The following is an 18,121-nucleotide window of genomic DNA, read 5'->3' on the forward strand; positions in this document are numbered from 1 at the left end:
CGAGCAAGAGGCGGTGGAAGCCGTCGGGAACCCCGGGGACTCCCCGGAAGCGGTACGGGGCGGCCCAGCCGCGCCCGCACCGCGGGTCGAGGAGCAGCCGAACAGCCGCAACGGTCTGCACGGCCGGCCCGACGGCCTGCCGAACGGCCAGGTCAGAGGGCAGGTGTTACGCGTCTCCGCGCGCCCGGGGCCACCGGTGTGGCCCGGCTCCGCGCACCCCCTGGGGGCCCGCTTCCACACCGGACCGGGCGGGACGGCCGGCACCAACTTCGCGCTGTGGGCCCAGGGCGCGGAGGCGGTGGAGGTCTGCCTGTTCGACGAGGACGGCGGCGAGGCCCGCTGTTCCCTGACGGAGCTCACGCACGAGATCTGGCACGGCTTCGTGCCGGGCGTGCGCCCCGGACAGAGGTACGGATTCCGCGTGCACGGCCGCTGGGACCCCTGGACGGGCGCCCGGTTCAATCCGGCGAAGCTGCTCCTGGACCCGTACGCGAGGGCCGTGGACGGCGACTTCACCCTCCCGCCCGAGGTGTACGGGCACGTCCGGGACTGGCCCCAGCAGTACATCGCGGACACCGTGCGCGACGACCGGGACTCGGCTCCGTACGTCCCCAAGGGGGTCGTGGTCCACGATGACGACGACTGGGCCGACGACGTGCGGCCGAAGACGCCCTGGGCCGACTCGGTCATCTACGAGCTGCACGTGCGCGGCTTCACCATGCGCCATCCCGGGATTCCGCGGGAGCTGCGCGGCACCTACGCGGGGCTCGCCCACCCGGCGGCGGTCGAGCACCTGCTGAAGCTGGGCGTGACGGCGGTCGAGCTGCTGCCGGTGCACCAGTTCGCGCACGAGGACCACCTGCTGCGCCGCGGGCTGCGCAACTACTGGGGCTACAACTCGGTCGGCTACTTCGCCCCGCACGCCGGGTACTCCTCCTCCGGTACGTCCGGACAGCAGGTCGGCGAGTTCAAGCGGATGGTCAAGGCCCTGCACGCGGCCGGGATCGAGGTCATCCTCGACGTGGTCTACAACCACACGGCCGAGGCGGGCGAGCTGGGGCCGACGCTGTCGCTGCGCGGGATCGACAACCGGGGTTACTACCGGCTCCAGTCCGACCAGCGCCGGTACGCCGACTACACCGGCTGCGGGAACACCCTGCACGCCGGGCGCCCCCACGTGCTGCGGCTGATCACGGACTCCCTGCGGTACTGGGTGACGGAGATGGGGGTGGACGGCTTCCGCTTCGACCTGGCGGCGGCCCTGGCCCGTTCGATGCACGACGTGGACATGCTGTCGCCCTTTCTGGCGGTCATCGCCCAGGACCCGGTGCTGCGGCGGGTCAAGCTCATCGCCGAGCCGTGGGACGTGGGCTCGGGCGGCTACCAGGTGGGGGCGTTCCCGCCGCTGTGGACGGAGTGGAACGACCGCTACCGGGATGCCGTACGGGACTTCTGGCGGGGCGCGCTGCCCGACGTACGGGATCTGGGCTACCGGCTGTCGGGGTCGAGCGACCTCTACGCGTGGGGCGGGCGGCGCCCGTACGCCTCGGTGAACTTCGTGACCGCGCACGACGGTTTCACCCTCCGGGACCTCGTGTCCTACGAGCGCAAGCACAACGAGGCGAACGGGGAGGCGGGCCGGGACGGGACCAATGACAACCGCTCGTGGAACTGCGGGGTGGAGGGGGAGCCCCCCGAGGGCACGGACCCCCGGATCGCGGCGCTGCGGCGGCGCCAGCTGCGCAACCTGCTGACCACCCTCCTGCTGTCGACGGGGGTGCCGATGCTGGTGGCGGGCGACGAGTTCGGGCGTACCCAGGGCGGCAACAACAACGCGTACTGCCAGGACAACGAGACGGGATGGGTGGACTGGTCGCTGCTGGAGGACCCGGCGTGGGCCGGGCTGTTCGCGCTGGCGGCCCGGCTGGTGAAGCTGCGCCAGGAACATCCGGTGCTGCGCCGGCGGGCCTTCTTCTCGGGGCGTCCGCAGGGCGCGGACGGGCTGCGGGACCTGGCCTGGTTCACGCCCGCGGGCGCGGAGATGACCGAGCGGGACTGGTACGCGCCGACCGCCGCACTGGGCCTGTACCTGTCGGGGCGGGACATCCCGGGCCGTGACGAGCGGGGGCGGCAGGTGACGGACGACAGTTTCCTGGCCCTGCTGCACGCCGGTGACCGTCCGGCGGCGTGGGTCCTGCCGGGCGCGCCGTGGGCGGCCGGGTACGAGCTCGTTCTGGACACCTCCCTGGAGGACCAGGCCACCGCGCCGGGCACCGCGCACCGGGGCGGCGAGACCCTGACGGTCCCGGCCCGGTCGGTGCTGCTGCTGAGGGTGGTGAGCTGAGGGACCGGCGCCGCGAACCGCTCCTCACCTGATTTCCGGACGTACGTGATCATCCGGAGCGGAAGGGGGGCTCCGCCCTGCGATGATGTGCCCGTCGTACACGCGTGCACGGGGACACGCGTTCCATCGAGGGGGTCAGGGGTACGCATGGCGAGTGTCGGGACCGCGCTGCGGGAGCTGCGCGGGGCGCAGAAGTCGGCGAAGGGGGTGTCGCTCTATTCGCGGTTCGTCAACCGGCCCGCCGGCCGGTACCTGGCCGCCGGGTCGTACGCCGTCGGGCTCACGCCGAACCAGGTGACGCTGGTCAGCGCCGCCTTCAGCTTCGCCGCAGTGGCCGCGGTCGCGCTGGCCGCGCCCTCCTGGGGGCTGGGCGTCGCCGTGTGGGCCGCCCTGGCCGTCGGGTTCGCCTTCGACTCGGCCGACGGGCAGCTCGCGCGGCTGCGCGGGGGCGGCAGCGCCGCGGGCGAATGGCTCGACCACGTCGTGGACTGCGCCAAGCTCACCGCGCTGCACACCTGCGTCCTGATCGCCTTCTACCGCTTCCCCGACGCGTACGGCACCGGCTCCGACGGCTGGCTGCTGGTGCCGCTGGGCTTCCAGTTCGCCTCGGTCGTCACCTTCTTCGGGGGACTGCTGACCGAGAAGCTGAAGCCGAAGCCGGCGCCGGGGCTCCCCGCCGCCGCGCCGTCGACCGTACGCGCAGTGGCGCTGCTGCCCGTGGACTACGGGGTGTTCTGCCTGGTGTTCCTGCTGCTGGGCGGCGGGGAGCTGTTCCGCTGGGCGTACGCGGGGCTCGGCGTGGTCGCCGCGCTGTTCCTGCTGGCGTTCCTCGCCAAGTGGTTCCGGGAGCTCAGCGCCGTTCGGCGGTGAGCTGCTCCGGCGCCGCGAGGGGTTCGGCGAGCGCGTCCAGGGCCCGGCGCAGCTGGGTGCTGGACGTGTGGACGGTGTAGGGGAAGTAGACGACGTCGACGCCGACGGGGGCGAAGTCCTTCTCCAGCTTGTGGCCCTTGGGGGTGCCCCGCCAGTCGTCCCCCTTGAAGATGACGTCGAAGCGGACCTGCTTCCAGGTCTCCACCTTGTCCGGGACGGTCTCCACGAAGGCGGCGTCGACGTACTTCACGCTGCGGACGATCTCCAGCCGTTCGACGAGCGGGATCATCGGGCGCCGGCCCTTGGCGAGTTCCGCCATCTCGTCGGAGACCACTCCGGCCACCAGGTAGTCGCACTGGCTCCGGGCGTGCCGAAGGATATTGAGATGTCCTATATGAAACAGATCGTACGCTCCTGGCGCGTAGCCCACTCGGTACGGTCTGCGCGTGGGCGCGCCAAGTTCGGACATGTCCCGCTCCGTCATCTGTTACCCCCCAGAAGCCACACCCCCCGGTGTAGCGGATTAGCAGACAATAGCGTGCACGTTCCGCACCACGCGGGTGAACGAATAGGGTGACGTGCGCATCATCCAGGGGGGAAGGGGACTTTCAGTGTCCAGATCCGGTCACCGGCGCCTGCTGCTGGTTTCCACCAATTACGCTCCCGAGCACGCGGGAATTGGGCCGTACGCCACCCAGATCGCGGAGCACTGGGCGGATCTCGGCCACGAGACCCATGTCCTCGCGGGCATGCCGCACTATCCGGCCTGGTCGCTGGAGCCGGAGTACAAGGGGGCGCTCCGGCGCACGGAGGAGCGCGCGGGGGTCACTGTGCACCGGCGTGCGCACACCGTGCCGCCACGCCAGACCGCCGTGAAGCGGGCCCTGTTCGAAGGATCGATTCTGCTGCACGGCGCCGTGGCCCCGCCCCGGATGCCGAAGCCGGACGCGGTCATGGCCCAGATGCCCAGCCTGGCCGGCGGGGTGCTGGCCGCCCGGCTCGCGGCGCGGTGGAAGGTCCCGTACGTCCCGGTCGTCCAGGACCTGATGGGCGCCGCCGCCGCGCAGAGCGGGATCAGCGGCGGCGACAAGGCGGCCGCGGTCGCCGGCCGCGCCGAGGCCTACGCCCTGAAGCGGGCCACCCTCGTCGGCGTCATCCACGAGACCTTCGTGGACCGGGTCGTCGGCATGGGCGTCGACCCCGACAGGATCCGGCTGGTCCCGAACTGGTCCCACGTCGCCCTGCCCACCAAGCCGCGCGGCGAGACCCGGCACCACCTCGGCTGGGCCCCCGGCCAGACCGTCGTCCTGCACTCCGGCAACATGGGCCTCAAGCAGGGACTCGAGGTCCTCGTGGGCGCCGCACGGCTGGATCCCAGCGTCCGGTTCGTCCTCATGGGCGACGGCAGCCAGCGCTCGGCCCTCGCCGACCTCGCGGCCGACGTACCGAATCTGGACATCATCCCCCCTGCCGCCGACGGCGAGTTCCCGGATATCCTCGCCGCGGCGGACGTGCTCGCGGTCACGCAGCACGCGGCGGTGATGGACATGAGCGTGCCGTCGAAGCTCACCTCCTACTTCCAGGCCGGCCGGCCCGTCGTCGCCTCCGTGGCGGCGCAGGGCGGTACCGCACAGGAAGTGGAACGCTCGGGCGCGGGGGTTCTCGTGCCGCCGGAGGACCCCGACGCCCTGCTGAAGGCCGTACGGGCCCTGGCCGAGGACCCGGCGGGCGCGGACGAGCTGGGAGCGGCCGGACCGCGCCACGTGGCGGCCCATCTGAGCCGCGAGGCAGGCCTGGCACGCATCGACGCACTGATGGACGAAGCACTTGGGGGGCCCAGGCCGTGATCGAGACGAACCGCCCGGCAGCGGCTCCGGCGGAGGACGAACCCGACCTCCTCCGGGACCAGTTCCGGCAGCTCCTGCGCTACCGCCGGCTCATCGGCGCGGGCATCGGAATAGGCCTGCTGGGCGGCGTCTACCTCGGCATATCCACGGCCGACACCTACGTCGCGACCGCCGACATCGTGCTGCGGGCGCCCACCGACGACCCGTTCAACCCGAGCCTGGCCCCCGACAAGGCGATCAACATCGGCTCGGAGCGCCAGGTCGCGCTCAGCTCCTCCATCGCCAACGAGGCCGCGAAGAAGCTCGGCGTCTCCGCGGCCGGCTTCGCCGCCCTGCGCAGCGGGCTCCAGGTGACCAACCCGCCGCAGTCCATGGTGCTCCGCTTCACCTACACCGCGTCCTCCCCCAAGGAGGCCGCCAAGCGCGCCAACGCGATGACCGAGGCCTACCTGCTCAAGCGGCAGGAAGCCCTCGACCTCACCCGCGACCAGATGGTCAAGGGCTACCAGGACCAGCGCGACCCGGTGAACAAGCAGCTCGACGACGTCGTCAAACAGATCAACTCGATGCCCGCGGGTCCCGCGCGCGACGGGGCGTACGCCTCCAAGACCGACCTCCAGAGCAAGGCCAACACCCTCAGCAACAACATCGCCAAGCTCCAGGCCCTGGACATGACCCCGGGCCGGGTCACCAGCGCGGCGACCGCCCCCCACGCACCCGACGGCCCCGGCATCCCCCTGTCGCTCGCCCTCGGCGCGGCCGTGGGACTGGCGCTCGGCCTGCTGGCCGCCTGGGTCCGGCTCGTCTTCGACCCGGCCCCGCGCTCCGAGGGCGACGTGGCGCGGGCCCTGCGCGCGCCCGTCCTGGGCTACCTGCCGAGGGACAAGACCGGCGGCGGGCCGCTGCTCGCGGCCGGCGAGGCGGACCCCCGGCTCGCCGAGGAGTACCGCTCGGTGGCCTTCCGGCTGGCCTACGACTCCCGCTTCGCCGACCGGCGCCGCCTGCTCGTCGTCGCCCCGCGCGGCAGCAGCGAGACCGCCGCCGCGGTGGCCGTCAACCTCGCCGCCTCCTTCGCGGAGACCGGCAAGGACGTGCTCCTCATCGAGGCCGACCTGCGCACCCCGGTCCTCGCCAGCCAGCTGCCGACCGACGCGGGCGGGCGCCCGCGCTGGAGCCAGATGCCCGGCGGCCCGGCCGCCGGCGGACGCTCCCCGCAGCACGGGGAGTCCGACTGGCCCGACGGCCGCCAGCTCGTCGTGGACGCCGGGGAGTCCGGCTCCTTCGACCTCATCCCGGGCGAGCGGGTCCGCAACGTCGCCCGCGCCCTGACCTCCCCGCGCGCCACCCGGCTGGTCTCCGAGGCCGACTCCCCCAACTCCACCGTCGTCGTGCTCGCGCCGCCCGTGCTCTCGTACGCCGACGCGCTCGCCCTCGTCGACCGCGTCGACGGCGTCCTGGTCGTCTGCGACCCGCGCGCCGTCCACCGCACCGACCTGTCCCGCATCCGCGAGCTGATCAGCGGCGCCGGCGGAACCGTGCTCGGCGCGGTGCTGCACACCCCGCTGCCCGGCGAGAAGCGCGGCCGCGTCAAGGGCCGGGGCAAGGGCGGCACGGCCGAGGCGGAGCCGGCGGAACCCTCCGGTCCAGGGCGCGCGGCGACGAAGCCCCAGCCGATCCCCTACGAGGTGGCCGAGCCGGAGCAGCACATCCCCGGTGACGGCTCCGACACGGTCGCGCTGCGCACCGTCCGCACGGGCCGCAGATGAGCCGACGCGGCCTCGCCGCCGTCGCCTCCGTCCTGGACCAGGCCGCCTCCAGCGCCACCAACATCCTGGTGCTGGTGCTCGCCGCCCGGCTGTCCTCGGCGTCCGGCTTCGCCGACTTCTCGATGGTGTACGTGACCTTCAGCGTGCTCCTCGGGCTGAACATGGCCTACGTGGGCCAGAGCCTCGTCCTGGAGAAGGGCGAGCAGCTGGCCACGGCCTGCCGCTCCGGCGCCGCCTTCACCGCGGCCGCCTCGGCCTGCGCGGGGGCGGTGCTGGCCGTCACCGGCCTGCTGCTTCCCGGTGCCACCGGGCGGGCTTTCCTCGCGCTGGGCCTCGTACTGCCCCTGGTGCTGCTCCAGGACGGGCTGCGGTACTGCTTCTCCGCGCTGCGCACCCCCGAGCGGGCGCTGGCCGCCGACGCGCTGCGGCTGGTGTGCGTGGTCGCCGCGCTGGCCGTGCAGCCCGAAGGGGCCTCCGCGGGGCGGCTGGTGCTGGTCTGGGGCCTGTCCGCGCTGCCCGCGCTGGCGCTCGGACTGTGGCTGCAGCGGCCCTACGTGCGCGGGGCGCGGGCCTCGCTGCGGCCGTACCTGGTACGCGGGCACCTCGGGCAGCGGTTCGTCGTCGAGTTCGCCGTCGGCAACGGCTCCAGCCAGCTCGCCGTGCTGGGCCTCGGCGTCTTCGCCACGCCGCTGGCCGTGGGCGCGCTGCGGGGTGCGACCACCCTCTTCGGGCCGCTGAACGTGCTGTTCAACTCCGCCAACGCCTTCGGGCCGCCCGTGCTGTCGCGGCTCGGCGGCAAGAAGGCCACGGTCCGGGCGACCGTACTGCTGGGGCTGGTGCTGGGCGGGCTCGGCGCGGGCTGGGCGACGGCCCTGTACCTGCTGCCGGACCGGCTCGGGCGCGAACTCCTCGGCGACACCTGGGCGGCGGCCTCCGCGCTGCTGCCCGCGACCGGGGCCCAGTACGCGGTGATGGGCCTGGGCACCTGCGCCCTGCTGACCCTGCGGGTGCTGGACCCCAAGGCCACGCTGTCCCTGCAGGTGGTGTTCTCGCTGCTGTCCGTCGGGCTGCTGCTGGGCGGGTACGCGGTGTGGGGCGTGGCCGGCGCGGCGTGGGGCCTCGCGGCCGGCTCGGCGCTCAAGGCCACGGCCGCGTGGTGGCGGGTGGCCCGGCTGAAGACGCCGGTTCGGCAGGACGACGAGCCCCACCGGGCCGCCGCGCCTGCCGCAGGCTGACCCGCTGCGCGGAGCCTCTCCCCGCCCCGCCCTTCCACCGTTCCCCGGGCTCTGCCCGGACCCGCGCCTCAAACGCCGGCGGGGCTGAAATCCAGCCCCAGCAGCGGTGGCGCGCCGGTCAGCGCAGGGTCGTGCCGCGGTCCTGGCGGTACGTCGCGACCAGCGCCAGGCAGAGGGCCGCGATGGCCACACGGCCGGAGGCCTGGAGCAGCGGGCCGCGCAGCAGGATGAAGGAGTAGCCCGCGACCAGCGGGACCACGACCGAGATCAGACTGCCCGGCGGGGACCGCCGCGTGGCCCGTTTCGCATAGCGCCGGTCCACGCGGGCGGAGGCGTACCCCATGCCCAGCAGCCCGGCCCCCATCCCCAGCGGCCCGAAGTCGATCCACAGCTCCGCCCAGATCGGGGAGGAGAGGTTGGTGTTGACCGTGCCCATCCACTGACCGACCATCACGCCCGTGTCGCGCGGCTTGCCCGGCCACACCGAGCGGGGCACCGCGAAGAAGACCGACCCGGCGAGCTGGCGGCCGTAGAAGTGGCCGGGGCCGGACTGCGAGAAGGTGATGGTGTTGGCGAACATGCCGATCTGGTCGTAGTCCTTGAGCGCCATCGGCTCCAGGAACGACGTGGTCTCGACCGGCTTGTAGTTCTTCTCGTCGTAGCGGAAGCGGTCCGCGAACGGGAAGATCAGCAACGCCACGACCACGGCCATCGACAGGGCCACCCGGTACATCGCGGCGCTCACCGGGAAGATCGTGAACAGCAGCGCGAACATGACGGTGAGGAACCAGTAGCGCGGGTTCGAGATCGGGTTGTTGACCACCAGGTTCAGCGCGGCGAGCGCCGACCAGGTGACGATGACCGACACCTTGCGGCGGGCGAACTTCGAGGTGATCAGCCAGCGCGTGTACAGCAGCAGCGCCAGCAGCGCCGGGACGGTGCCGAAGCCGCGCAGCAGGGCCTGGCCGGCCTGGCCGTCGCCGTTGGAGACGCCGGCCTCCTCGATCCCCGCGATGATCTCCTGGCGGCTGGAGAAGAAGACGGCGGGGCCGCCCAGCTTCATCACGAAGGCGGCGCTGCACAGGAAGGCGAGCACGGTGAGCAGTTGCAGGCGCCGCCGGTGCGTCATGACCGGACGCGACTCCTTCTGCGAGCCGCCCGCCCGCCCGGTCGGCCGGTGGCGGGCGAGCAGCACACCGACGTCGAAGGCGGTGCAGCCGAGCAGGACCAGGCCGATGGCGGCGGTGAGGTCGGAGCGGGGACCGACCACCGGGGTCGGGACCTGGCCGAGGACGGCCTGCGCGAGCGGGGCCACGCCCATGGCCATGTAGACGAAGAGCCAGAAGGAGCCCTGGAGCAGTTTGCGGCGGCTGGTGAGCACCATCGCGGAGAGCCTGGCGCCCGCGTACATGGTGAGCAGGAGCTGGAGCCAGAAGGCCGCGTCGTGCCGGCCGGCACCGGACTGGGCGGCGACGAAGAGCGGCAGGAAGACGGTGAACCCGAGGATGAGCGGTACGGACAGCGCCCGGGAGAGCAGGGTGCGCGGCAGGGTGGCCCTGCCCCACTGCGCCTCGTCCTGGGACAGTTCCACCGCGGGTGCGACGGCGGGCTTGCGTATGTCCGTTGCCACTGCCGCCCCCACCCCATGTGCCTGGTCCGGGCGCAGTCTAGTCTGAGCGGGCGGCGCCCGGGGAGGCGTCCACGGGGGAGGATGAGGGGGCTTCAGTTGCGTGATCTTCCTGCCTTCACGCTGGCCGGATACGACAAGGGCCGCGGGCTGCTGACGCAGGCGCTCTGGTTCGCCGTGATGAACACGCTGTTCATGACCTGGTTCTGCCCGGCGCGGCTGCGGGTAGCGCTGCTGCGGGCGTTCGGGGCGGAGATCGGCGAGGGCGTGCTGATCCGGCACAAGGTGCGGGTGCTGTGGCCGTGGAAGCTCACCGTCGGGGACCACACCTGGATAGGTGAGGGCGCCTGGCTGCTGAACCTGGAGCCGGTGACCATCGGGGCGAACGTGTGCCTGTCGCAGGAAGCGCTGCTGTGCACCGGCTCGCACGACCACCGGGCCGCCGACTTCCGCTACCGCAACGCGCCGATCGTCATCGAGGACGGCGCGTGGGTGGCGGTACGGGCCACCGTGCTGGCCGGGGTGACCGTGGGCCGCTGCGCGGTCGCGGGCGCGGGCGCCGTCGTGCACAAGGACCTGCCGGAACTGACCCTGCAGACCCAGGACGGGCGTCGCCGCCCGGTGGAGGAGCCGAAGTGAGAGTCCTGCACGCGGTCACCCTGCACTCCCCCTCGCACGCCTTCGGCGGGCCGGTCCGGGTCGCGCTGAACCTGACGAAGGGGCTGCGGGCCCGGGGCCACGAGGCGCGGCTGCTCGCGCTGGGCGAGGGTTTCCCCGAGCCGTGGCCGACGGAGGTCGAGGGGGTCCCCGCCAAGCTGTTCCCCGCCCGGCGGCTGCTCCCGCTGGGCTTCAGCGGGATGACCTCACCGGCGCTGCTGGCCTCCGCCGGCCGGCTGGTGCGCGACGCGGACGCCGTCCACGTGCACCTGGCGCGGGATCTGGTGACCCTGCCGGTGGCCCTGGCGGCGCTGCGGGCCGGCAAGCCGCTGGTGCTCCAGACCCACGGGATGGTGGACCCGAGCGAGAAGCTGCTGGCCAAGGTGCTGGACGCAGTGGCCGTACGCCGGCTGCTGCGCGGCGCCGACGCGGTGCTGTACCTGACCCCGCACGAGCGGGAGGGCCTGGACGCCGTGGTGGGGGCGCCGTTGGCGAACGCGGTCCGCCTGGTCAACGGCACTCCGGCCCAGGAGGCGCGCCCCGCCCCGGACGGGCCGCCTCGGATCCTGTACTCGGCGCGCCTGCAGGCCCGCAAGCGGCCGGTGGACTTCGTGGACGCGGCCCCGGCGGTCCTCGCCGAGCACCCGCGGGCGCAGTTCGTGGTGGCGGGTCCGGACGAAGGCGAGCTGGCGGCCGTACGCGCCCGGATCGGGGAGCTGGGGCTGACGGACCGGTTCACGGTCCCGGGGGCCCTGTCGAGCGCGGAGGTCCTGGCGGAGCTGCGCCGGGCCCACGTCTACGTACTGCCCTCCGTGGACGAGCCGTTCCCGATGTCGGTCCTGGAGGCGCTGTCGGTGGGCGTCCCCTCGGTGGTCACCCACTCCAACGGCCTGGCCCGCGACATCTCCGCCGCGGGCGCGGGGCTGGCGGTCGACCCGGGCCCGGCGGGCGTGGCGGCGGCGGTCCTGTCCCTGCTGGACCCCGCGGCCAACCGGGCCGCCGCGCTGGCGGCCCGCGAACTGGCCGCCAAGCCCTTCTCGATGGACTCGGTGCTGGACACCCTGCTCCCGGTGTACGAAGCAGCCCTGCGCCCCTAGACGGGTAAGTCCCGCTTCGGACCTACCCGTCCAGGACACGGCCTCGCGCTGTGACCGGACTAGATCCCGTCCCGGCGGTGTTCCTGCACCACCGGGACGGCGCCCACGGCGCGGCGGCGCTTCAGGACGCTCGTGTACACGGCGAGGCCGATGGCCCCCACCGCCATCATGATCAGGCCGACCAGGTCGAGGTCGACGCTGCGCATCTCCCAGTCCGTCGCGAAGGTGAGGATCGCCCCCACCACGATCAGACCGATGCAGCCACCCAGGCCGTTCATGGGACTCGCCTCCGAAAGGTCGGTGTCGTCGTCGCGATCCGACCCCGCGGATACCCGGTCCGGACGCGAAAACGCCCCCGGCGGCCGGTGTTCCGGCTACGGGGGCGTGTCCGTACGGCTGGGGGCGGGCCTACGCCGGCACCCAGGCGTAGCAGCCGGTGGAGTTGAACTCCGCCGTGCCCGCCGGGATCGCCGCCGTGATCTTGTCGCCGGGCTTCGGCGGGGCCTCGGGGCCCGAGACCAGGACCGAGCCGTCCTTGTCCTTCGCCTCCCACGTGCAGTTCGTGGCCTGGGTCAGCGCCCGGTAGCTGCCCGCCGCGGGAGTCTTGCGGGGGCCTTCGGGAAAGCCCTTCTCCGCCGCCGCCAGGATCGGCTTCTGCTCGGGGCACAGGAGCGGGATCGCGTCCTTGGCCCCCGGGATCTCCCCGGTGATGACGGCTCCGGTCGCCGCGTCCTTGTCGCGCTTCGCGGTGCGCTCCACCCGCTGACAGGCCTCCTGGCCGGTCTGCAGGACGGCCGCCGGGTCCATCTTCTCCGGGACCCGGCCGCTCAGGTACTTCTTCTCCTGGGCCGTGAAGCTGCCCGTCTTCGGGGTGAGCTTCGCGTCGGGGAGCACGGGCCCGGTGGGCTTCGCCTCGGGCGGGGTCTCGGCGGTGGCCGGGGTGTCCGCGGGGTCGGGGGCGGAGGACGAGGCCGGGGGCTTCGCCTTCGCCTCCGCGCCGGAGCCGGCCTTGTCGCCGTCCGAGCTGCAGGCGGTCAGGGTGAGGGCGGCGGCCAGCAGGACAGCAGCCGCTGCGGAGCGTCGGTACATCGGGTGGCTCCCGTACTTACTGGGTGGGATGAGGGGCGTCCGCGGAACGGCCGCGTTCCCCCGGCGCGCGGGGCCCGGCCTCGTACGGCCGGGCCCCGCACGCCGTCAGGCGGTTGCTCCGGTCACTTCGCGCCGAAGGTGAGAACCAGCTGCGGGGTTCCCTCCGCGGCGGTCGCCTCCGAGGACCAGATCCACAGCGGGTCGGTGCCCGTGCTCGTCAGGCCCATGCTGTAGCTGCTGCCCAGCACCGCGGAGACCGCGGCGGTGTCCAGCTCGACGTTGTGGACCGCCGAGCCGTCCGGCACGCCCGCGATGGTGCCGAGCGGGGTGGTGCCGAGGGTGGGCTTGGTGTTGAAGGTGGTGCCCGCGCCGCTCCAGGTACCGGTGACCGGGACCACGGACACGGTGTCGGCGCTGCCGGCGCCCGCCTGCGTGGTGGTCTTGATCTGGAGCGAGGCGGTCTTCAGGACCTGGCCGGCCGGGGCGGCCGGCACGTCGAACCGCAGGTACGTCTCGTACGCCGAGGTGCCGCGCACCGCGAGCGAGGTGGACGTGCCGTAGGCGGTGCCGGGGGCGCCCTGGTTGATGTAGGTGTCCTCGGTCGCGCTGACCTTGGAGACCGTGTCGCTCGCGGCCTTGGCCAGGTCGAAGTGGCTCTTGACCTGGGCCTGGGTGAGCGCCGTCGGGTAGACGGCCGACTCGTCGAGCTGACCGGCGAAGTAGTTGCTGGTCGGGCGGGTCGGCCAGCCGGCGAGGTTGTCGCCGCCGACGTGCCAGTAGCCGCCGTAGGTGCCGCTGCTCTTTGCGTTCAGCGTGCCCTTGTTCTGGCCGTCGACGTACAGCGTGATGCCGCCGGGGCCCTGGGTGCCGACCACGTGGTGCCACTTGTTGTCGTTGAACGTGTCGAACAGGCCGGTGGAGACCGTCCGGTTGGAGCCGTCGTTGACACCGAAGACCAGACGGCCGGTGTTGGTCATGTACAGGTGCCGGTCGTACAGGCTGCTGTTGCGGGTGGTGTTGTTGCCGAACCCGATCAGCTTGCCGCCGCGCGTGGTGTTCGTCTTGAACCACGTCTCGACGGTGAAGGTGCTGCCGACGCTCTGGCGGCGGTCGCCGTGCAGCTGCTGGCTGGTGCCGTTGAAGCCCATCGCCGTGCTGGCACCGGTGACGGCGCCGGGGCTCTGGCGCAGGGCCGGGGCGTTGACCTGGATGCCGCTGGTGTTGCCGGCCGAGGAGTCGGCGACGTACGGGCTGACGGTGTCGTCGTAGCGCCAGTACAGCTGGGCGCCGTCCGTGCGGACCTGGTTCGGGTACGCCTGGACCGAGGCCGGGATCGTCACCGAGGCGGTGGCCGACAGGGCGCTGGTGTTGCCCGCCGCGTCGGTCGCGGTCACGCGGTAGGTGTACGACTGGCCGGCCTTGACCGTGGTGTCGGTCCAGGCGGCCTGCGGGCGCTCCCACTCCAGCGAGTCCGCGGTCACGGTGGCCGCCGGGGTGGCCGAGCCGTTGCGGTAGATGCGGTACGTCAGCTTGCCGTCGTCCGCGTCGTAGCTGGTGCGCCAGCGGACCTGGGCCTCGCCGGGCTTGACGCTGGCGGCACTGGCGACCGGGGTGGTCGGGGCGCCGACGTCGCCGGTGGAGGCGAAGCGGGTCAGGCCCTGCTGCGGGATGCCGTTGATGAGGGTGAACTCACCGCCGACCCACATGTACTTGACGTCGTTCTTCTCCGCCACGGCCATGACGCGCGGGCCGATGCCCTCGCCGAGGCCGTCGTTGGCGGTGGGGTGCCAGCCGAGCTTGCGCGGGCCGCGGACGAAACCGTCCACGGGCGCGGGGGCGGCGCCTTCGTGGTCGGTCGGCTGGGCCAGCATGAAGTGGCGCTTGCCGTCGGGGAACTCCAGCTCGGTGGAGCAGTCGTGCGCGTGCGAGGAGCTGTAGAGCACGCCCTGGTACGGCAGCACGAACTGGGTGGCGCCGAGGCAGCGGTCGCGCCACTTCTCGCTGAAGTCGCTCAGGCGCAGGCCGATGCGGCCGTCGAAGACGCCGCCGCCGGAGCCCTCGTTGCCCGTGTAGAAGCCGGTGGCGTCGGTGGAGATGTCCTTGACGACCGAGTTCGACGGGATGTTGGTGTAGGTCTTGGCGATCGCGCCGGTGGTGGCGTCGACCACGGCCAGGGCGTGCGTGTTGGAGCCGTTGACGGTGAAGAAGTCACCGCCCAGCAGCACGTTCTTGCCGTCCGGGGTGACCTCGATGGCGCGGCCGGGCTCGTCGGCGTTGGCGACGAAGGGCTTGAGCGCGCCGGAGGCGGCGTCGACCGCGGCGAACCGCTCGCGGGTCTGGCCCTCGACCTGGTAGAAGTCTCCGGCCGCGTACAGGGTGTCGTCGGTGACGGCGAGCCCGCGCACGGTGGAGGGGAAGCTGGGGTGGAACGAGGCCTTGGGGGTGCAGGTCGCGATGTCGATCGCGGCGACGCTGGAGACCGGGGTGCCGTTGACGGCGCCGAAGTAGCCGCCGGCGTACAGGGTCTTGTTGTCCTTCGAGACGACCAGCGTGCGCACGGTCGCGGTGCCCTCGCCGATGGTGAAGGCGAGCTTGCAGGCGGTGGGGTTGCCCGTCGCGGCGTCGAGCGCGACGAAGTTCACGGCCTCCTGCTCGGTACCGCTGCCGGAGCCCTCGGGCGGGCGGACCGCCGAGAAGGTGCCGCCGGCGAACACGGTGCCGTTGGCCTGGGCCATGGCCCAGACGATGCCGTCGGGCTGCCAGGTGGGCAGCTGGTCGGCGGTGAATGCCACGGGCTGGGTGATGGCGGACGCCTGAGGCATCAGCACCAGGCCTATTCCGGTGCCGGCACCGGCCAGTGACAGGACGAGGGCAGCAGTCAGCCCTCTGGATCTACGCATGAGCCCCCCAGGGCAATCGCCCGGTTTGATGGCTGAAACTATCCGAACAGCCATATGTACTGGCGCAGACTAGGGCTCACGCGAGGGCCCGGTCACCTCACTTGACCTATTGCATACCAACTTGGAATCAACAGGGTTCAGCACGGAGGGTGCACTACGGACATACGGCAGCTTTGCCCCGGTCAAGCCCGCACGGAAAGGCGGGTATGACCGGCACACGGCAAAGCGTAGGGGAAATATAAGGCCTCAGCGGTCGATACGAACCGTCACGCCCGCCAGCTGGTCCTCGACCTGGCGGATGTCCGCGTCAACCATGATCTTGGCCAAATCGGCAACCAAGACCGTCGGCTTCCAGCCGAGCAGGTCGTGGGCCTTGGAGGCGTCGCCGATGAGGGCGTCCACCTCGCTGGGGCGCTCGTACTTGGGGTCGTAGCGCACGTGCTCGTTCCAGTCGAGACCGGCGTGCGTGAAGGAGGCCTCGACGAACTCGCGGACGGTGGCGGCCACGCCGGTGGCGACCACGTAGTCGGTGGCCTCGTCCTGCTGGAGCATCCGCCACATGGCGTCGACGTACTCGGGGGCGAAGCCCCAGTCGCGGACGGCGTCGAGGTTGCCGAGGTAGAGCTTCTCCTGGAGACCGGCCTTGATCCGGGCGACCGCGCGGGTGATCTTGCGGGTCACGAAGGTCTCGCCGCGGCGCGGGGACTCGTGGTTGAAGAGGATCCCGTTGACGGCGAACATGCCGTAGGCCTCGCGGTAGTTCACCGTGGTCCAGTACGCGAAGACCTTGGCGGCGCCGTAGGGGCTGCGCGGGTGGAACGGGGTGCCCTCGTTCTGCGGCGGCGGGGTGGCGCCGAACATCTCGGAGGACGAGGCCTGGTAGATGCGGGTGTCGATGCCGCTGGCCCGGATCGCCTCCAGCAGCCGCAGCGCGCCGAGACCGGTCACGTCGCCGGTGTACAGCGGGGCGTCGAAGGAGACGCGCACATGCGACTGCGCACCGAGGTTGTAGACCTCGTCGGGGCGTATCTCGCGCAGCAGGTTCACCAGGGCGACGCCGTCGGACAGGTCGGCGTGGTGCAGGACGAAGGACCGGTTGGCGGTCTGCGGGTCCTGGTAGATGTGGTCGATCCGCTCCGTGTTGAAGCTGGAGGAGCGCCGCACCAGCCCGTGCACCGTGTAGCCCTTGGAGAGCAGGAGCTCGGCCAGGTACGAGCCGTCCTGCCCGGTGACGCCGGTGATCAGTGCGGTCTTGCCCATGTGGGGTCCCCCTGAGGTTCGTTGCGATTCATGGTGATTCGATGTGGTTCGTTGAGTCCCGGCGGGGGGACGCGCCGCACCGGTCCGTGGCCCGGGACCGGATGGGTACCGTACACGGCCCCTGCGCGCCCTTCCCCTGGCGCCAGGCCCGGCTTCCGAAGCAGAGGCGTGGGGCGGGGTCGCCCAGGAGTGTCCCCGCAGGACGAGCGCGCAACCCGGGCCGGACATGCGCAGCCGAGGCCAAGTGCGCGAGCCGAGGAGACACTCCGGAGCGCCCCCGCCCCACACCAGCACCCGGCCAAGCCCCGCAGGGCCAAATCCAGCCCCGCCGGCGTTTGAGGCGCGGGGTCCGGGGCGGAGCCCCGTGCAACGGAGCCGCACAGGCCAAGCCCCGCCAAGCCCCCCGCAGGGGAAGCGGCCAACCGGTCCCGGACTGCTGCCACCCCCGCGGGAGCGGACTGGCATCATCGGCGGTATGACAAGTTCGCTGCCGCTCCTGCCCCCGAACGCCCGCGTCTTCGTCGCGGGCCACCGCGGCCTCGTGGGGTCCGCGGTCGCCCGCCGGCTCACCGCCGACGGCCACGAGGTGCTGACCCGGGGCCGCGCCGACCTCGACCTGCGCGATGCCGCCGCGACGGAGGCGTACCTGAAGGACGTCCGCCCGGACGCCGTGGTGCTGGCCGCCGCCAAGGTCGGCGGGATCATGGCCAACAGCACGTACCCGGTGCAGTTCCTGGAGGACAACCTCAAGATCCAGCTCAGCGTGATCGCCGGGTCGTACGCGGCCGGAGTGGGCCGGCTGCTGTTCCTCGGCTCCTCGTGCATCTACCCGAAGCTGGCGCCGCAGCCGATCAGCGAGGACGCCCTGCTGACCGGCCCGCTGGAGCCGACCAACGAGGCGTACGCCCTGGCGAAGATCGCCGGCATCGTCCAGGTCCAGTCGTACCGCAAGCAGTACGGGGCCTCGTACATCTCGGCCATGCCGACGAACCTCTACGGCCCCGGCGACAACTTCGACCTGGAGTCCTCGCACGTCCTGCCCGCCCTGATCCGGCGGTTCCACGAGGCCGCCGCCGAGGGCCGCGAGGAGGTCACGCTGTGGGGATCCGGCACTCCGCGCCGGGAGTTCCTGCACGTGGACGACCTGGCCTCGGCCTGCGCGGTACTGCTGAACAGCTATGACGGGGACGAGCCCGTCAACATCGGCTGCGGCGAGGACCTGACCATCAGGGAGCTGGCCGAGACGGTCGCCGGGGTGACCGGCTTCGAGGGCCGGCTCGCCTGGGACACGTCCAAGCCGGACGGGACCCCGCGCAAGCTGCTGGACGTCGGCCGCCTCACCTCGCTCGGCTGGAAGCCCGGCATCCCGCTGCGGGACGGCATCGCGGCCACGTACCAGTGGTGGCGCGAGCAGAGCTGACCTCAAGAC

The 18,121-nt window shown here is 72.4% G+C and carries 14 protein-coding genes; 8 read left to right on the forward strand and 6 right to left on the reverse strand.

Features of this window, described 5'->3' with window-relative positions:
• Positions 1-163 precede the first annotated feature (163 nt).
• Positions 164-2,344: a glycogen debranching protein GlgX gene (gene glgX, locus OG447_RS00425; RefSeq protein WP_266938685.1), complete on the forward strand. Its 2,181-nt coding sequence runs from the start codon at positions 164-166 to the stop codon at positions 2,342-2,344.
• Positions 2,345-2,491: 147 nt separating this feature from the next.
• Positions 2,492-3,214, forward strand: a complete 723-nt coding sequence (locus OG447_RS00430) for a CDP-alcohol phosphatidyltransferase family protein (protein WP_266934165.1) — start codon at positions 2,492-2,494, stop codon at positions 3,212-3,214.
• On the opposite strand, the gene OG447_RS00435 is transcribed toward OG447_RS00430, so the two are convergent.
• Complete coding sequence (locus OG447_RS00435) at positions 3,195-3,683, reverse strand: adenylyltransferase/cytidyltransferase family protein (RefSeq protein WP_266934166.1); 489 nt, start codon at positions 3,681-3,683, stop codon at positions 3,195-3,197. The two genes, OG447_RS00430 and OG447_RS00435, sit on opposite strands and share 20 nt — an antisense overlap.
• Before the next feature lie 172 nt (positions 3,684-3,855).
• Between OG447_RS00435 and OG447_RS00440 the strand changes: the two genes are divergently transcribed.
• The 3 genes from OG447_RS00440 to OG447_RS00450 are packed head-to-tail and all read left to right on the forward strand — an operon-like array spanning position 3,856 to position 8,062.
• Positions 3,856-5,061: a glycosyltransferase family 4 protein gene (locus tag OG447_RS00440; protein WP_266938686.1), complete on the forward strand. Its 1,206-nt coding sequence runs from the start codon at positions 3,856-3,858 to the stop codon at positions 5,059-5,061.
• Entirely contained in the window at positions 5,058-6,827 is a 1,770-nt protein-coding gene (locus tag OG447_RS00445) for a lipopolysaccharide biosynthesis protein (RefSeq protein WP_266934167.1), read from the forward strand. Before OG447_RS00440 ends, OG447_RS00445 begins: the two co-directional genes overlap by 4 nt.
• On the forward strand, positions 6,824-8,062 hold the full coding sequence (locus OG447_RS00450; RefSeq protein WP_266934168.1) for a hypothetical protein: 1,239 nt from the start codon (positions 6,824-6,826) through the stop codon (positions 8,060-8,062). The genes OG447_RS00445 and OG447_RS00450 overlap by 4 nt, the downstream gene beginning before the upstream one ends.
• 118 nt (positions 8,063-8,180) lie before the next feature.
• On the opposite strand, the gene OG447_RS00455 is transcribed toward OG447_RS00450, so the two are convergent.
• Positions 8,181-9,653, reverse strand: coding sequence for a hypothetical protein (locus OG447_RS00455; protein WP_266938687.1), 1,473 nt, complete (start codon positions 9,651-9,653; stop codon positions 8,181-8,183).
• A 120-nt stretch (positions 9,654-9,773) separates the two neighbouring features.
• On the opposite strand from OG447_RS00455, the gene OG447_RS00460 reads away from it, so the two are divergent.
• Together OG447_RS00460 and OG447_RS00465 are read left to right on the forward strand one after the other, a co-directional pair.
• Positions 9,774-10,328 carry a WcaF family extracellular polysaccharide biosynthesis acetyltransferase gene (locus OG447_RS00460; RefSeq protein WP_266934169.1) on the forward strand — a complete coding sequence of 185 codons (555 nt, stop codon included), beginning with the start codon at positions 9,774-9,776 and terminating at the stop codon, positions 10,326-10,328.
• The gene (locus tag OG447_RS00465; RefSeq protein WP_266934170.1) at positions 10,325-11,443 is read left to right on the forward strand and encodes a glycosyltransferase; all 1,119 of its coding nucleotides are present in this window, start codon (positions 10,325-10,327) and stop codon (positions 11,441-11,443) included. Before OG447_RS00460 ends, OG447_RS00465 begins: the two co-directional genes overlap by 4 nt.
• 59 nt (positions 11,444-11,502) lie before the next feature.
• Here the strand turns inward: OG447_RS00465 and OG447_RS00470 are convergent, their stop codons facing one another.
• The 4 genes from OG447_RS00470 to gmd all read right to left on the reverse strand — a co-directional run bounded on the left by OG447_RS00470 (position 11,503) and on the right by gmd (position 16,692).
• Entirely contained in the window at positions 11,503-11,721 is a 219-nt protein-coding gene (locus OG447_RS00470) for a DUF6458 family protein (RefSeq protein ID WP_266934171.1), read from the reverse strand.
• A gap of 130 nt (positions 11,722-11,851) precedes the next feature.
• Positions 11,852-12,532, reverse strand: coding sequence for a hypothetical protein (locus tag OG447_RS00475; protein ID WP_266934172.1), 681 nt, complete (start codon positions 12,530-12,532; stop codon positions 11,852-11,854).
• A 122-nt stretch (positions 12,533-12,654) separates the two neighbouring features.
• Positions 12,655-15,432, reverse strand: coding sequence for a LamG-like jellyroll fold domain-containing protein (locus OG447_RS00480; protein WP_266934173.1), 2,778 nt, complete (start codon positions 15,430-15,432; stop codon positions 12,655-12,657).
• Positions 15,433-15,678: 246 nt separating this feature from the next.
• Positions 15,679-16,692, reverse strand: coding sequence for a GDP-mannose 4,6-dehydratase (gmd, locus tag OG447_RS00485; RefSeq protein WP_266934174.1), 1,014 nt, complete (start codon positions 16,690-16,692; stop codon positions 15,679-15,681).
• 475 nt (positions 16,693-17,167) lie between these two features.
• Here gmd and OG447_RS00490 point away from each other — a divergent pair, with 475 nt between their 5' ends.
• Positions 17,168-18,112, forward strand: coding sequence for a GDP-L-fucose synthase (locus OG447_RS00490; RefSeq protein ID WP_266934175.1), 945 nt, complete (start codon positions 17,168-17,170; stop codon positions 18,110-18,112).
• Positions 18,113-18,121: the final 9 nt, after the last annotated feature.

Origin of the sequence: Streptomyces sp. NBC_01408 (assembly GCF_026340255.1) — a bacterium.
Lineage (GTDB): Bacteria > Actinomycetota > Actinomycetes > Streptomycetales > Streptomycetaceae > Streptomyces.

Coding starts and splice junctions, on each gene's coding strand:
- OG447_RS00430 (WP_266934165.1), top strand. CDS start 2,492: ATGGCGAGTGTCGGGACCGCGCTGCGGGAGCTGCGCGGGGCGCAGAAG.
- OG447_RS00435 (WP_266934166.1), bottom strand. CDS start 3,683: ATGTCCGAACTTGGCGCGCCCACGCGCAGACCGTACCGAGTGGGCTAC.
- OG447_RS00450 (WP_266934168.1), top strand. CDS start 6,824: ATGAGCCGACGCGGCCTCGCCGCCGTCGCCTCCGTCCTGGACCAGGCC.
- OG447_RS00460 (WP_266934169.1), top strand. CDS start 9,774: ATGAGGGGGCTTCAGTTGCGTGATCTTCCTGCCTTCACGCTGGCCGGA.
- OG447_RS00470 (WP_266934171.1), bottom strand. CDS start 11,721: ATGAACGGCCTGGGTGGCTGCATCGGTCTGATCGTGGTGGGGGCGATC.
- OG447_RS00475 (WP_266934172.1), bottom strand. CDS start 12,532: ATGTACCGACGCTCCGCAGCGGCTGCTGTCCTGCTGGCCGCCGCCCTC.
- OG447_RS00480 (WP_266934173.1), bottom strand. CDS start 15,432: ATGCGTAGATCCAGAGGGCTGACTGCTGCCCTCGTCCTGTCACTGGCC.
- gmd (WP_266934174.1), bottom strand. CDS start 16,692: ATGGGCAAGACCGCACTGATCACCGGCGTCACCGGGCAGGACGGCTCG.
- OG447_RS00490 (WP_266934175.1), top strand. CDS start 17,168: ATGACAAGTTCGCTGCCGCTCCTGCCCCCGAACGCCCGCGTCTTCGTC.